This is a genomic window from Pseudoblastomonas marina (genome assembly GCF_034374265.1).
Lineage (GTDB): Bacteria > Pseudomonadota > Alphaproteobacteria > Sphingomonadales > Sphingomonadaceae > Alteriqipengyuania_A > Alteriqipengyuania_A marina.
The window spans coordinates 1661066-1676935 of sequence record NZ_CP139718.1 but is presented as its reverse complement, the minus strand read 5'-3'; the positions used below and the strand labels follow the sequence as shown (position 1 = coordinate 1676935).

9 protein-coding genes are annotated in these 15870 nt (G+C 65.9%); 8 read left to right on the top strand and 1 reads right to left on the bottom strand.

The window, feature by feature from the left end; all coding sequences use genetic code 11:
- Positions 1 to 4: 4 nt before the first annotated feature.
- Positions 5 to 2200 (bottom strand): acylase, encoded by a 2196-nt coding sequence (locus tag T8S45_RS08320; protein ID WP_322293405.1) that lies wholly within the window; start codon positions 2198 to 2200, stop codon positions 5 to 7.
- A 119-nt stretch (positions 2201 to 2319) separates the two neighbouring features.
- On the opposite strand from T8S45_RS08320, the gene T8S45_RS08315 reads away from it, so the two are divergent.
- The 8 genes from T8S45_RS08315 to T8S45_RS08280 all read left to right on the top strand — a co-directional run bounded on the left by T8S45_RS08315 (position 2320) and on the right by T8S45_RS08280 (position 15840).
- A complete protein-coding gene (locus tag T8S45_RS08315; RefSeq protein WP_322293404.1) occupies positions 2320 to 3771 on the top strand; it encodes an ATP-binding protein in 1452 nt (483 codons plus the stop codon).
- A gap of 113 nt (positions 3772 to 3884) precedes the next feature.
- A complete protein-coding gene (locus tag T8S45_RS08310) occupies positions 3885 to 5453 on the top strand; it encodes a leucyl aminopeptidase family protein (protein WP_322293403.1) in 1569 nt (522 codons plus the stop codon).
- A gap of 177 nt (positions 5454 to 5630) precedes the next feature.
- Positions 5631 to 8216, top strand: a complete 2586-nt coding sequence (clpB, locus tag T8S45_RS08305; protein WP_322293402.1) for an ATP-dependent chaperone ClpB — start codon at positions 5631 to 5633, stop codon at positions 8214 to 8216.
- A gap of 287 nt (positions 8217 to 8503) precedes the next feature.
- The gene (locus tag T8S45_RS08300; RefSeq protein ID WP_322293401.1) at positions 8504 to 11977 is read left to right on the top strand and encodes a TonB-dependent receptor domain-containing protein; all 3474 of its coding nucleotides are present in this window, start codon (positions 8504 to 8506) and stop codon (positions 11975 to 11977) included.
- Between the two features lie 138 nt (positions 11978 to 12115).
- Positions 12116 to 13288 (top strand): acetyl-CoA C-acetyltransferase, encoded by a 1173-nt coding sequence (locus T8S45_RS08295; RefSeq protein ID WP_322293400.1) that lies wholly within the window; start codon positions 12116 to 12118, stop codon positions 13286 to 13288.
- Positions 13289 to 13378: 90 nt separating this feature from the next.
- Complete coding sequence (locus tag T8S45_RS08290) at positions 13379 to 14164, top strand: SDR family NAD(P)-dependent oxidoreductase (protein WP_322293399.1); 786 nt, start codon at positions 13379 to 13381, stop codon at positions 14162 to 14164.
- Between the two features lie 180 nt (positions 14165 to 14344).
- Positions 14345 to 15217 (top strand): crotonase/enoyl-CoA hydratase family protein, encoded by an 873-nt coding sequence (locus T8S45_RS08285; protein WP_322293398.1) that lies wholly within the window; start codon positions 14345 to 14347, stop codon positions 15215 to 15217.
- Positions 15214 to 15840, top strand: coding sequence for a TetR-type transcription factor C-terminal domain-containing protein (locus T8S45_RS08280; protein WP_322293397.1), 627 nt, complete (start codon positions 15214 to 15216; stop codon positions 15838 to 15840). Before T8S45_RS08285 ends, T8S45_RS08280 begins: the two co-directional genes overlap by 4 nt.
- The last annotated feature ends 30 nt before the right edge of the window (positions 15841 to 15870 follow it).

Here is a 15870-nt window from a genome sequence, read left to right as displayed (position 1 = left end):
CGAATTACGACTCGTCGCGCGGGACCGTAAGGCCCTCGCGCGGATGCGTCACCGTCTTTCGACGAACGGCATTTTCCAACACGTCGGACCGCCAGAAGCGCACCGGCTTGAGCTCCTTGCGCACGAATAGCGGCGCCTGGCTGGTGAAATTGGGATCGCCGGGCCGGGTGGTGGCCGCGCCGAAGGGCTGGATGCTTTCGGATCGCACCGGCGCGCCTCGTTCCCAAGTCACGAACATCAGGAAGCTGTCGCCGTGCTTGACCGACAGGCGGCCGTCATCCTCGACATCCCACAGCGTCGAGGCCCGCAGCGTATCGCTGCCACCGTCGAGCGGAAGGTCGACCGCGTATTCGCCGGGACCCTGCCGCAACCGCAGCACCTCGCCCATCGGCGGGTCGAGCCGGTCGTAGTGCTCGACCAGGAAATCGGCCGCCTTGACCAGCTCCGCGCGCGGATCGGGCAGCGGTTCGCCGTTATAGTCCTTGCCCATGTATTGGCGCAGGATCAGCAGCGCGAGCGAATCGGCGCGACCGACGCCGTCGGAGGTGAAGTCCCATCCGGCGAGGATCGCCTGCGCCTCGGCGTAGCGCTCCTGTTCGAAATCGAGCGCGGCGATCGCGTCGAGCGCGGTCGCGACATAGCCTTCGCGCTCCCAGGCGACGTCGTACTTGATCCGCTCTAGGGCCGAGCGATCGATCCGGTTGGCGTCCTCCATCAGCTTCGCGGCACGGCGCGCGCGGTTGGTGCTCTTGGTCTCGATCCCCATCGCGGCGGGGAATGCCTCGGGCGACAGGTCGTCGGTGCTGCCCGCGGCGGAGAAAGGATTGTTGTTGGCGTTGTAGAGCCAACCCGAGTCCGGGTTCTCGTATTGGGGCAGTTCGGCGAAGTCGTAATAGCCTTCGGTGATCAGCGCGCTGTCGTTCCCCGGCAGCACGCCGCGCCAGTCGGTGGAGCCTTCGCCGGGGCGCTTGGGGATCGCGGCGTTGTAGTAATAGGCGATATTGCCCTGCGCGTCGGCGTAGAGGAAATTGGTCGACGGGATATCGAGGCGCGAGAGGATGCCCTTCCACTCGGCGAAGGTCTCCGCCTTGTTGAGCCGATAATAGGCGTCGAGCTGGTCGATCGAATCCATCCCGCCATAGCGGATCGCGAAATAGCCATCGTCGTTCTTGACCACGGGGCCGTGGACCGAACGATAGACCGTGCGCTGGATCGGCAGCACCACCGGGCCGACCTTGACCGGCAGCGTCACGTCCTTGGTGCCGAGCGGACGCCAATCGCCGTCGAGTTCGTATTCGAGCCCGCTATCGCCCTCGCGCACGAGCAGTTCGTAGATATCGTACATGTCGGGCATGTTGACCGTATTGGTCCAGCCCAGATTCTCGTTGTGGCCGAGGAAGGGATAGGGGCTGCCCGGGAAGGTCGCGCCGGCGAAATGCCAGCCTTCGCCGCTTTCGACGACGAGTTCGTACCACGCCACCCCGCCGCGCCACGGCTGGTGCGAATTCGAGACCAGCAGCGTTTCGCCGCCCGATTTCTCCGGCGCGATGGCGAAGGCGTTAGAGCCCAGATTGCGCCCTTCGTCGGAGCCGGGCAGCGGCAGTGCGGTGTCGATCGGGCGACCCGGATCGGGCAGGTATTCCTCGCCCTCGACCAGCCGGCCGAGCTTGTTCGCGAGGCCGAAGAAGAACGGCTGGCGCAGCGCGAAGCCGGCGGCGATATCGCGACCGTCGACCGGGAACAGGTCGCCCAGCTTGAGTTCGCCGGGGTGCTGTTCGGCATAATCGTTGAGCCCGGTGGCGTAGGCGTCGAGCAACGCGCGCACATCGGGCGCGAGACTGTCGTAGTTGCGATCGACCGTGCCCTTCGCGTCGAGCAGGTGGAAGGCGTAGTCGAACACTGCGCCGTCCTGTCCGGCGATCGCGCCATAGCGCCCGCGGGTCATCGCGGCGACGTCCTGCAGGGTCGCGAAATCGTCTTCGCTATGCGCCCAGGCGATGCCGTAGGCGACGTCGACGTCGCGCTCGCCGTAGATATGCGGCACCCCGAATTTGTCGCGCACGATCTCGGCGGAATAGGTCGCGGGCGGCGGTGCCGTTCCTTCCTCGGCAGCGATCGGTTCCCACACCGCGAGCCCGACGAACACCGCGAGGGCCAGCCCCAACGAGGCAAAGCCGATTCGTCCCAACCAGGTCTTCATAAGCAATCTATCTCCCTCGTGGCGTTGGGTAGCGAGCGCTTGAGGGGACTGCAAACGCGTTGGGCAAAACCGTATGCGCGCCCTTCGCTTATCCCGATCGGCTGGCTAGCCATGGGGCGGTGAGGGAACGCATTACCATCGGCCACGAATCGTCCGGGCAGCCGGTCGAGTTCGATATCGCGGAGCTGCTGGCGACGCGCCTGCTCGTGCAGGGCAATTCGGGCAGCGGGAAATCGCACCTGCTGCGCCGCCTGCTCGAAGAAAGCGCGGCGATGGTGCAGCAGGTGGTGGTCGATCCCGAGGGAGACTTCCCCTCGCTCGCCGACGAGTTCGGCCACGTCGTGATCGACGGCGCAGCCTATTCGGCGGCCGAGATCGAGGCGCTTGCGCGCCGCATCCGTGAACACCGCGCGAGCGTGGTGCTCAACCTCGAAGGGCTCGAGGTCGAGCAACAGATCCGCTGCGCCGCGCAATTCCTCAACGCGCTGTTCGATGCCCCGCGCGAACACTGGTTCCCGGCGCTGGTGGTGGTCGACGAAGCGCAGATGTTTGCCCCCTCGGTCGCGGGCGAGATCGCCGAGGACACGCGCCGGATGACGCTCTCGGCGATGACCAACCTGATGTGCCGCGGGCGCAAGCGTGGACTGGCCGGGATCGTCGCGACGCAACGGCTCGCCAAGCTCGCCAAGAACGTCGCCGCCGAGGCCTCGAACTTCCTGATGGGGCGCACATTCCTCGATATCGACATGGTCCGCGCCGCCGACCTGCTGGGGATGGAGCGGCGCCAGGCCGAACGTATCCGCGAACTCGAACGCGGCCATTTCCTCGCGCTCGGTCCGGCGATCACCCGACGTCCGCTGGCGGTGAAGATCGGCCCGGTGAAGACCGGCAACAAGGCGCGCAGCGAAGGGCTGATGGCGATGCCCGACACCGCGCCCGAGGACATGGCCTCGCTGCTCACCGAGGGGCTGGCCGAGGATGTCGCCAAGCCCGCGCCGCCGCCGCCACCCCCGCCGCCCGCGCCCAAGGTGGAGGACGTGGTCGAGAGCCTGTCCCGGGCCGACGAGGCGCCGACGGACGAGGCCGGTGAAAGCGCGGGACCGAACGAGGTCGCCGCGCGCATCGACGCGATAATCGCCGAACTGGCACGCGACGATCACGTCGTCGCGCAATCGACCGGCGCGCAGTACCAGTCCTTCATCTCGCGCTGTCGGCGCGAGCGGCTGGTCGGCCCGATGCCCGACATGCCCGGCTTTCGCCGCAAGTTCGCCGAAGCGGGGGCCGGGCTCGACGATCTCGACGACGCGGTGCGCGCACAGATCCTCGCGCTCGGGGCGAATGTCGACGACGACCTGCTCGCCCCGTTCTTCGTCATCGCGCGCGCCGCGCACGCGGGCGAGGTCGCGGTCGACGAGGAGGCGCTGGCGCACGCCTACGGCACCAGTTCGCCGGGGCGCATTCGCCGGTTGCTCGGCCATCTCGAACGCCAGGGGCTGGTGGTCGTGCGCGAGGAATTCGGCGGCGGGCGCACGGTGATGGTCCCGGGGCTCGATCTCGTCGCCACCGATTGATGCCGATGGTCGATGCCGGTCGGCGGATCGCCGATTGCTTGCTCGACGCCGCGACACCCTCCTTCGATAGCCCCGCGCGATAATTCGCCAACCGATCCCGGGGAGGGTTCTTCATGACACGCAACGGCCTTGCAATTCTCGCTCTTTCGATCGCTCCGCTAGCGGCAATGCCCGGCGCGGCCAGCGCGCAATCGGTGCTCGGTTCGGGTGTCGCGCCCGCGAGCGTCGACAACTCCGCCGAACGACCGATCGCCTTCGCCACCGCCATGCCCGCCGATGCCGCGATCGCGATGGTGATGACCAGTGCCGACCTTCCTGCTCTCGCTGCAAGCCTGCCGGCCGATACCGCCGCGCGGATCGCGGTTGCCGACTTCACCGGAGCGGACGGCCAGACCCTGGCCTTGCCCGCACCGGCCGGAGGGCGGCCGATCATGCTGTTCGGGGCGGCGAATGCCGATGGCGAGCCGATCGACTGGCGCGTCGTCGGGGCGCGGATCGCGCGCGAGTTCCAGGGCGAGGATGCAGCCATCGCGATCGCCGGACTTCCCTCCGGTGAAGCCATGGCGATGGCCGCCTTGGGCGCGAGCCTCGGGCAGTACCGGTTCGATCGCTACAAGAGCGACCGGAGCGCGCCGCCGGTCCAGCCGATCACCTTGGTCGGCAGCGCGGCGGCAGAGGCGCGCGCGCAGTGGGAATCGCGGCAGGCACATCTCGCCGAAGGGGTCCGGCTCGCGCGCGACCTGGTCAACGAACCGGCCAATGTGATCTATCCCGCGAGCTTCGTCGATCGCGCGCGCGCTGCGCTCGCCGGGGCGCCCAACGTGACGATCGAAGTGCTCGACGAGGCCGATTTCCGGCGCCTCGGGATGGGCGCGATCGCGGGCGTGGGGCAGGGCAGCCCGCGCGGCAGCCGGATGATGGTGGTGACCTATCGCGGTGCCGATGGACCGCCGATCGCGCTGGCGGGGAAGGGGATCACTTTCGATTCCGGCGGCATTTCGCTCAAGCCCAATAGCGGTATGTGGGAGATGAAGGGCGACATGTCGGGCGCGGCGGCGGTAACCGGCGCGATCCTGAGCCTCGCCAAGTCGCGCGCGCCGGTCCACGTCGTTGCTGTCGCGGCGCTGGCCGAGAACATGCCGGGCGCCAACGCCCAGCGTCCGGGCGACGTGGTCCGCACGCTGTCGGGCAAGACGATCGAAATCCGCAGCACCGACGCCGAGGGACGGCTCGTACTCGCCGATGCGATCGAATACGTCGTGCAGGAGAACGAGCCCTTCGCGCTGGTCGATATCGCCACGCTGACGGGCTCCGCCGTCGGCGCGCTGGGGGCGGAATATTCCGCCCTGTTCGCGCGTGATGATGCCCATGCCGACGCCGCCACCGCGGCGGGCAGGCTGGTCGACGAGCCGGTCTGGCGGCTTCCGCTCAACGAGGCGTATCGCAAGGCGATCGTGTCCGACATCGCCGATATCAAGAATTCCGATGCCTCGCCCGCGCCCGGTGCCAGCGCGGGAGCGCATTTCATCGAATATTTCGTGCCCGAGAACCTGCCCTGGATCCACATCGACATGGCGGCGGTGGATCGTGGCAGCGGCTCCGATCCGCTCGTGCCGGCCGGCGCGCGGGGTTGGGGCGTGATGCTGCTCGACGAGCTGGCACGAAGCTGGCGCCCCCGGTAACGCGCCTGACCCGGCCGAAACCTGTTGGACCATGCGGTGCAAAACTCTTGCGGTGCGCGCCGCATGGCCTACCTATGCGGGTAACACACCCGCGCGTGAAAAGGGGTTCGGACTTGTGTTGCGTTATTGCAACATTATATCACGCGGGACCATCTGATCTAAGGGGCAAGACCAGCGATGAATCTCGAAAAATTCACCGATCGCGCCAAGGGCTTCCTGCAGGCCGCGCAGACGATCGCGATCCGCAATTCGCACCAGCGGATCACGCCCGCGCACCTCTTGAAGGCGCTGCTCGACGATTCCGAGGGCATGGCGGCGGGGCTCGTCTCGAAGGCCGGTGGCGATCCGCGCATGGCCGAGGACGAGGCCGATGCCGCGCTGGCGAAGATCCCGGCGGTGTCGGGCGGCGGAGCGCAGCAGACGCCGGGGCTCGACAACGACGCGGTGCGCACGCTCGACCAGGCGCAGCAGCTCGCCGAAAAGGCGGGCGATGCCTACGTGCCGGTCCAGCGCGTCTTGCAGGCACTCGCGCTGTCGACCACCACCAGCGCCGGGCAGGCGCTCAAGGCGGCGGGTGTCGATGCAAAGGCGCTCGAGGCCGCGATCCAGGAAGTGAGCGGCGGACGGACCGCCGATTCGGCCAGCGCCGAAGATGCCTATGACGCGATGAAGCGCTTCGCCCGCGATCTCACTCAGGCGGCCAAGGACGGCAAGCTCGATCCCGTGATCGGGCGCGACGAGGAAATCCGCCGCACCGTCCAGATCCTCGCCCGCCGGACCAAGAACAACCCCGCGCTGATCGGCGAGCCCGGCACCGGCAAGACCGCGATCGCCGAAGGCCTCGCGCTGCGTATCGCCAATGGCGACGTGCCCGACAGCCTCAAGGGCCGCACGCTGATGGCGCTCGACATGGGCGCGCTCATCGCGGGCGCGAAATATCGCGGCGAGTTCGAAGAGCGGCTCAAGGCCGTGCTCGACGAGGTCAAGGGCGCGGAAGGCCAGATCATCCTGTTCATCGACGAGATGCACACGCTGATCGGGGCGGGCGCGAGCGAGGGTTCGATGGACGCCGGCAATCTGCTCAAGCCCGCTCTGTCGCGTGGCGAGCTCCATTGCATCGGCGCGACCACGCTCGACGAATACCAGAAATACGTCGAGAAGGACCCCGCGCTCCAGCGGCGTTTCCAGCCCGTCTTCATCGACGAGCCGAGCGTCGAGGACACGATCAGCATCCTGCGCGGGATCAAGGACAAGTACGAACTGCACCACGGCGTGCGGATCACCGATGGCGCGATCGTCGCCGCGGCGCAGCTTTCCAACCGCTACATCCAGAACCGCTTCCTGCCCGACAAGGCGATCGACCTGATGGACGAGGCGGCCTCGCGCATCCGCATGGAGGTCGAGAGCAAGCCCGAGGAAATCGAGGCGCTCGACCGGCGGATCATCCAGCTGAAGATCGAGGAGAGCGCGCTCGCGAAGGAAAGCGACACGGCCTCGAAGGACCGGCTCGAGGCGCTGCGCAAGGAACTGGCCGAGATCGAGCAGCAATCGGCCGAACTGACCACGCGCTGGCAAGGCGAGCGCGACAAGATCCATGCCGAGGCGCGATTGAAGGAGCAGCTCGACGCCGCGCGGCTCGAACTCGAACAGGCGCAGCGCGCGGGCGACCTCGCCAAGGCGGGCGAGCTTTCCTACGGCAAGATTCCCGAGCTCGAGAAGAAGCTCGAGGAAGCCTCGGGCCACACCGAGAACGCGCTGTTGCGCGAAGAGGTGACCGAAGAGGATATCGCCGGCGTGGTCGCGCGCTGGACCGGGGTGCCGGTCGACAAGATGCTCGAGGGCGAGCGCGAGAAGCTGCTCAAGATGGAAGATGTGCTCGGCCAGCGCGTGATCGGCCAAGCGCAGGCGGTCGAGGCGGTGTCGAAGGCGGTGCGCCGCGCGCGCGCCGGTCTGCAGGACCCGAACCGTCCGCTCGGCAGCTTCCTCTTTCTCGGCCCCACCGGTGTCGGCAAGACCGAACTGACCAAGGCGCTTGCAGGCTTCCTGTTCGACGACGACAGCGCAATGGTGCGGATCGACATGAGCGAATTCATGGAGAAGCACGCGGTCGCGCGGCTGATCGGCGCGCCTCCCGGCTATGTCGGCTACGAGGAAGGCGGTGTGCTGACCGAGGCGGTGCGGCGGCGACCCTATCAGGTCGTGCTGTTCGACGAGGTCGAGAAGGCGCATGCCGACGTCTTCAACGTGCTGCTCCAGGTGCTCGACGACGGGCGCCTGACCGACGGGCAAGGCCGGGTGGTCGATTTCTCGAACACGCTGATCATCCTGACCTCGAACCTCGGCAGCCAGTATCTCAGCCAGATGACCGACGACCAGCAGGTCGCCGACGTCGAGCCGCAGGTGATGGAAGTGGTGCGTAACCATTTCCGGCCCGAATTCCTCAACCGGCTCGACGAGATCATCCTGTTCCATCGCCTCGCGGAGGAACACATGGCGCCGATCGTCGAGATCCAGGTCGGTCGGGTGCAGAAGCTGCTCAAGGACCGCAAGATCGTGCTCGACCTCACCGACGCCGCGCTCAAATGGCTCGGCCGGGTGGGCTACGATCCGGTCTACGGTGCGCGGCCGCTGAAGCGCGCGGTGCAGCGCTACCTGCAGGACCCGCTCGCCGAGATGATCCTCCAGGGCGAGGTGCCCGATGGCAGCACGGTGGCGATCGACGAGGGCGACGGGGCTTTGGAAATGTCGGTCGCAAGCGGGTAGATTTCGCGCTCGCGTAATTTAGTTACAAGATTTTGCACAAATCTGTGGCGAGCGCTTCGTTAACGGGGCGTTCGCCACAACTGTGTGATTCTCGTCACAGCCCCTCGAAAAGTGTTTCACTCCTTTGACACGAGATGAACGGTCATGCAGAAACCACGTTACCAAAGGGACTGGGGGTTTCCTAACTTTCGATAAGTTTCCTGGCAGGGTGGTTCGATTCCAAGGGATCGATCGTGGGCCGGGGGGTGGGAAATCCAGTCATTGAATTTGTCGCGACTGGAGAAATCATGCGCAATTTTACCTCGAAATCGTTTCTGGGGCTGGCCTGCTCGGCCTCGTCCCTGGCAATCTTTGCCGCTCTGCCGACGGCCGTGTCCGCGCAGGATACCGGCGACGACGGTGAAGCCGTCTGCGAATATGACGACGCGGGCAATCCGACCGGCGTCAGCGTCAACGATCCGAATTGCGAAGTCAGCGACATCGCGCCCGAGGCCGATGGCTCCACGCAGACGACCAACGTCGTGATCACCGGTTCGCGCATCGAGCGCGAAGACACCTACAGCTCGATCTCGCCGCTGCAGGTGCTCGACACCCAGACGCTGCAGGACACCGGCCAGTTCGACGCCGCCTCGATCCTCCAGCAGTCGGAATCGGCTGCCGGTACGCAGATCGACGCCACCTTCCAGGGCTTCGTGCTCAACAACGGCCCGGGTTCGCAGACGCTCAACCTGCGCGGCCTCGGTGCCGACCGTACGCTGCTCCTGATCAACGGTCGCCGCCTCGCGCCGGCCGGTGTCGAAGGCGCGCCGACCAACCCGTCGATCAACCTCCTGCCGTCCTCGCTCATCGCGCGCTACGACCTGCTGCTCGACGGTGCTTCGTCGGTCTACGGTTCGGACGCGGTTGCCGGCGTCGGCAACATCGTCCTGCGCAAGGACATCGACGGTCTCGAACTGTTCGCCTCGGGCGACCTGAACGAGCAGGGCGGTGGCGACGACTACCAGATCAGCGCTGCGTTCGGTAAGTTCGGCGACAACTGGAACTTCGGCATCGGCGCCGAATACAGCCGTCGCGACGAAATCCAGATCGGCGATCGCGATTTCCTGGCTGGCTGTAATACCCAGTACGAAATCACGAGCACGGGTGAAATCCGCACGCTCGGTATTTCGGACAATGCGAACACGCTAGCCGATTCCAATGGCGCGATTGGCGAAATCCCGACCCCGTGTACGATCGACGCGGCCGCGAAGCGGATCATCCCGGGCAGCCCGCTGCTCTTCAGCTCGATCTATTACGACGAGACGGTGTTCGCCTCGACCGGCCAGGCCGGTAACACGGGCATCCCGTTTTTCTCCGATGCGTTCGATGCGTTCGGCAACCCGGTCGACCGCAACGGCGACGGCCTGCTCGACGTCAACTTTGCGAACGTGACCCGCAACGGTACCGACCTCACGCCGTCGTTCATCAGCCCGCAGGACCTGTACAACGTCATGGCCTATGGCGAGTACAGCTTCGGCGGCGACTGGAACATCACGCCGTTCTTCGAAGCCAACTACAGCCGCGCCGAGGTCTCCGCGCGGAGCACCGCGCCGCAGCTGTTCCCGTTCGTGGCCGCCAACAACCCGTTCAACCCGTGTAACATCGCCGCCGGCGGCGTCGATTGCGGTGACGCGAACAACCGCTTCGACGGCCTCTACACCTTTGCCGGCGGCCGTTTTGCTCGCCCGACGGGCCGGTCCTATGTCGTCCGTCCGGTCGTCAGCGTGGTCGGCGATCGCAGCTTCGTCGAAACCGTGCAGGAACAGTATCGCGGTGTGTTCGGTGTCAAGGGTGACCTGCCCTTCATCGACTTCGGTCCCGGCAATGACTGGACCTTCGAGCTTTCGGGCGTCTACTCGCAGTCGGAAGGCCAGTCCTCGCGCATCGGTATCCGTGAAGACCGCCTGGCCTTCGCGCTCGGCATCGACCCGTCGATCCCGGGACTGACCCGCGTCTCCAACCCGGTAACGCTGCTGGCGGCCGGTGGCCAAGCAGCGGGTACCCCCTGTAACGTCGACGGGATCCGCAACCCTGGTGCGCTCCAGCCCGACCTGCTTGCTGGCTGTGTGCCGGTGAACCTGTTCGCACAGAGCCTCTATCAGAACGTTGTCGGTGACTTTGCTTCGCAGGCCGAGCGCGATTACCTGTTCGACAGCCGTGACTTCGACACGACCTACAAGCAGACCGTCATTTCGGCCTACATCCAGGGTTCGGTGTTCGAACTTCCCGGCGGTACGGCCAAGGTCGTTCTGGGCGGCGAATATCGCGATGACACCTTGATCTCGACGCCTGACGCGGTCGCGGCCGAGGGCCTGTTCTTCGGCTTCTTTGCCGACCAGGGCGCCGAGGGCAGCAAGGACATCTTTGAAGCGTTCGGTGAAATCGACCTTCCGTTGATTTCCGGGGAAACGCTCGCCGAAGACGTGCGTCTCAACCTCTCGGGCCGTATCACCGAAGACGAGTTCTACGGCACCAACGGGACCTACTCGGTCAAGCTCGGCTGGCGTCCGTTCCAGCCGCTGCTCCTGAAGCTGTCCTATGGCACCTCGTTCCGTTCGCCGAACCTGCGCGAACTGTTCCTGGCCGGCCAGTCGGGCTTCGGTGGCGTGTTCGATCCCTGCGCCGTTCCCGCGAACGCCTACGCGCCGCTCAACGGCGGGTATCAGGCTTCGCAGGATAATCGCGAACAGAACGTGCTCGACAATTGCCGCCGCGAAGGTCGCGATCCGACGACCGTCGGTACCGACGGTGCGAACACCGTGACCACCCCGAGCGTCGAGATCACTTCGGGCGGCAGCCTTGCGCTCGACCCGGAAACCTCCGACTCGTTCACGACCGGTTTCGCCTTTGCGGAAGCCTTCGGTCCGGTCGATTTCTCGTTCAACTTCAACTACTACAACATCAGCGTGAAGGGTGCGATCGCCGAACCGAGCGCAGCGTTCATCGTCAACCAGTGCTTCACGCGTGACGATGGCGTCCGTTCAACGTTCTGCGATTTCATCGATTACGATCCGAGCGGTCGCCGCCTCATCAGCGACGTGTTCGCCGGCTTCGTTAACATCAACGAGGAACTGGTCGAAGGTCTGGATCTGAACACCAACATCTCGACCGATGTTGCAGCGTTCGGCAAGGACGTCCGTCTGGGCCTCAACGTCCGGGCGAACCATCTGATCGCACGCGACACCACCTTCCTCGACGATCAGGGCAACCCGACGATCGACGAAGATGCAGGCGAGTTCGGCTTCCCGTCCTGGACGGGCCGCGCGAACTTCACTGCAGCGGTGGACAACGTGACCTTCACCTGGTCGACCCGCTACATCGGCCCGACCGAACAGGCCGCGGCCGGCATCGATCCGCTGTCCGACGCCTTCGGTCGCGGTCCGGACGGTCAGCCGACCGGCTTCATCGGGAACACCTGTCTCGGCAACGGTTCGGGTTCGAACTCGGGTCCGAACGGCGAATTCGTTCCCGACGGCATCGTCCCGGGTGACGGCGTGTTCTGCCGCGACATTGGCTACGCCGACGATTACTTCGTCAGCAGTGCCTCGATCCGCGTCGACTTCGACCGGTTCAACATCCGTCTCGGCGTTTCGAACATCTTCGATCAGAAGCCCCCGCTGGTGGATGCGTCCGAAGTGTTCTCGGTCTCGAACACGCCGATCGGCAACGGCTACGACCTCGACGGTCGCGAGTTCTTCGGCTCGATTTCCTTCGAGTTCTAAGAACCCGCCGGTCGCAGGACCGGCACGAAACAGGGCCCCGCGGAGCGATCCGCGGGGCCCTTTTTCTTTGCTCGCTTGCGCTTGCCCGGAGGGCGGTTTAATCGCTCGGTTAAACCAATTTCCGGAGAGGAGCCCCAAATGTCCGAAGCCTATATCGTCGAAGCCGTCCGCACCGCCGGGGGCAAGCGCGGAGGGCGCCTTGCGGGCGTCCACCCGGTCGACCTCGCCGCCAGGTCTCTCGATGCGATCGTCGAGCGGACGGGGATCGACGGGGGCGCGGTCGACGACGTGGTGATGGGCTGCGTGCTGCAGGGCGGCGAGCAGGCGCTCCAGGTCGGGCGCAACGCGGTGCTCGCCTCGAAGAACCTGCCGCAAAGCACCCCCGCGGTGACGATCGACCGCCAGTGCGGCTCCTCGCAGCAGGCGATCCAGTTCGCAGCGCAGGCGGTGATGAGCGGGACGCAGGACGTCGTGATCGCCAGCGGGGTCGAAAGCATGACCCGCGTGCCGATGGGGTCGACCGCGACGCTGTTCATGAAGGAGGGCATGGGGCACTACAAGTCGCCCGGGCTCGAGGAGAAATACCCGGGCGTGCAGTGGTCCCAGTTCATGGGTGCCGAGATGATGGCGAAGAAGCACGGCTTCTCGAAGGACGAGCTCGATGAATTCGCGCTCGCCAGCCACCAGAAGGCCGCCGCTGCCACCGAAGCAGCGTATTTCAAGGACGAGATCCTCCCCGTCCGGATCGAGACGCCCGAGGGCGAGGAATGGCACACGGTCGATGAAGGCATCCGCTTCGACGCGACCCTCGAGGGGATCGCCTCGGTCAAGAAGCTGTCCGAGGACGGCGTGATCACCGCCGCCACCGCGAGCCAGATCTGCGACGGGTCGAGCGCGGTGCTGGTGGTCAGCGAGCAGGCGCTGAAGGATCACGGGCTCACGCCGCTGGCCAGGATCCGCAACCTCACCGTCACCGCGGGCGACCCGGTGATCATGCTCGAGGAACCGCTCTTCGCCACCGACAAGGCATTGAAGCGCGCCGGGATGAGCATCGACCAGATCGACCTTTACGAGGTCAACGAGGCCTTCGCGCCGGTGCCGCTGGCGTGGCTGAAGCACACCGGGGCGGACCCGGACAAGCTCAACGTGCATGGCGGGGCGATCGCGCTCGGCCACCCGCTCGGCGCGAGCGGGACCAAGCTGATGGCGACGCTGGTCCATGCGCTCAGGACGCACGGCAAGAAATACGGCCTCCAGACGATGTGCGAGGGCGGCGGCGTCGCCAACGTCACGATCGTCGAGGCACTTTGACTTAGCGGCAAGTCCCCGCGAAAGCGGGGGCAGCCCACCGATCGAGAAGAGGTCCCCGCCAGCGCCGGGACCCAATGAAAGAGGAATACAATGGATATCAGCAGCAACACCCCCGCCATCGTCACCGGCGGCGCATCGGGCCTCGGCGCCGCGACCGCGCGCGCGATCGCGGCCAAGGGCGCCAAGGTCGCGATCTTCGACATGAACGAGGAGAAGGGCAACGCGATGGCCGAGGAACTCGGCGGCGTCTTCTGCAAGGTCAACGTGACCAGCGAGGAAGACGTCGACGCGGGCTTCGCCAAGGCGCGCGAGGCGCACGGTCAGGAGCGCATCCTCGTCAATTGCGCCGGGATCGGCAATGCGATGAAGACTGCCAGCCGCGACAAGCAGACCGGCGAAATCAAGCACTTCCCCGTGTCCGCCTTCGAATTCGTGGTGCAGGTGAACCTGATCGGCACGTTCCGCTGTATCGCCAAGTCGGCCGCGGGCATGATGACGCTCGATCCGATCACCGATGACGGCAATCGCGGCGCGATAGTCAACACCGCTTCGGTCGCGGCCGAGGACGGCCAGATCGGGCAGGCCGCCTATTCGGCCTCGAAGGGCGGCGTCGTCGGCATGACGCTCCCGATCGCGCGCGACCTGATGAACGAGGGCATCCGCGTCAACACGATCCTGCCCGGCATCTTCCACACGCCGCTGCTGATGGGCCTGCCCGAGAAGGCGATCGAGGCATTGAATGCCAGCGTCCCGTTCCCCAAGCGGCTCGGCAATCCCGAGGAATACGCCAAGCTCGCTTTGTGCATGATCGAGAACGGCTATTTCAACGGCGAGGACGTGCGCCTCGACGGAGCGATCAGGATGGCCCCTCGCTGATGCGAGGGGTGGCGCATGGCGCCGCGTTGATCGGCTTTCCTACTTTCCATGCGCGCGATAGCATCGCCGCATGATCGAAAACCGCCTCCTTCCCGCCATTTTCCCCGGCGCGGAGCGAGGCGGTTTTTTCTTTCCCGGACAGTGTAACATGCGGTCCATCCGTTTCGCAGGAGCGACCAGTTGAGCGATTTCACCCAGATCCGTTACGAGGTCGACGGCCCGGTCGCGACGATCGTGCTCGACCGGCCCGAAAAGCTCAACGCCTACACCCGCGACATGATGCGCGAGATCTGTGCAGCGCTCGATGCGAGCGATGCCGACGACGCGGTGCGCGCGGTGATCCTGACCGGCGCGGGCGAGCGGGCCTTCTGCGCCGGCGCAGACCTGACCCCCGACAGCGGGGCGGGGCCGTTCTCCTCGGACGAGGAGGTCGAGGACCTTTCGGATGAGCGCGTGCGCGACGGGGGCGGCCGGCTGACGCTCCGCATGTTCAACTCGAAGAAGCCGCTGATCGTTGCCTGCAACGGCGTGGCGGTGGGCGTCGGCGCGACGATGCAGCTCGCCGCGGACATCCGCCTCGCGAGCGACAATGCGCGCTACGGCTTCGTGTTCGCGCGACGCGGGATCGTGCCCGAAGCCGCGTCGAGCTGGTTCCTGCCACGCCTCGTCGGGATGCAGACCGCGCTCGAATGGTGCTACACCGGCCGCATCTTCGGCGCCGAGGAAGCGCGCGCCGCAGGGCTGGTACGTTCGGTCCATCCGCGGGGCGAGCTGCTCGGCGAAGCCCGCAAGCTGGCGCTCGAGATCGCCGAGAACACTTCCGCCGTCTCGGTCGCGATGACGCGCGCGATGATGTGGCGGCTCTCCAGTCTCGACCACCCGATGAAGGCGCACCGGGTCGACAGCCGCAGCATCTACCGCCTGTCGCGCAGCGCGGACGCGGGGGAGGGCATCGCCAGCTTCCTGGAAAAACGCCCGCCCGACTTTCCCGGACGGCCATCCAGCGATATGCCTGACTTCTACCCGTGGTGGGAGGAACCCGAATTCGAATGAACAGCGTCACCGACAACCTGCCGCCCGATGCCCGCGACAAGCTGCTCAAAACCGCCAGCACGATCATGCGCGAGGGCGACCAGGTCGATATCTCGCTGTCCGAACTGAGCCTGCGCGCCGGACTCAATTCGGCGCTGGTGAAGTACTACTTCGGCAACAAGGCGGGCCTGATGAAGGCGCTGCTCGATCGCGACATGCAGGCGATCGTCCACTCGGTCGAGGCGCTGATGGCGAAGGACATGGAGCCGACCGAAAAGCTGCGCCGGCATCTCTCGGCGATGGTCGATACCTATTACGATACGCCCTACCTGAACCGCCTGCTGATGCGGCTGGTGCGCGACAGCGACCCCGAGGAGGCGCAGCGCATCGCCGACGAATACCTGACCCCGCTGCAGAAGGCCTATGACCGGCTGATCGCCGAAGGGGTGAAAGCCGGCGCGTTCCGCAAGATCGACCCGCAGATGTTCTATTTCATCGCCACCGGGGCGGCCGATCGCTTCTTCAGTGCGCGGCTCGTACTCAAGCATTGCTACGACCAGGATTCGCTGACCGAAAGCTTGCGCGACCGCTATCGCGAACATGTCATCGATTTCGTCATGGCGGGCATCCTCGCCGACGGCTAACCCGACGGCACACCAGGCAGAAACGGGAGT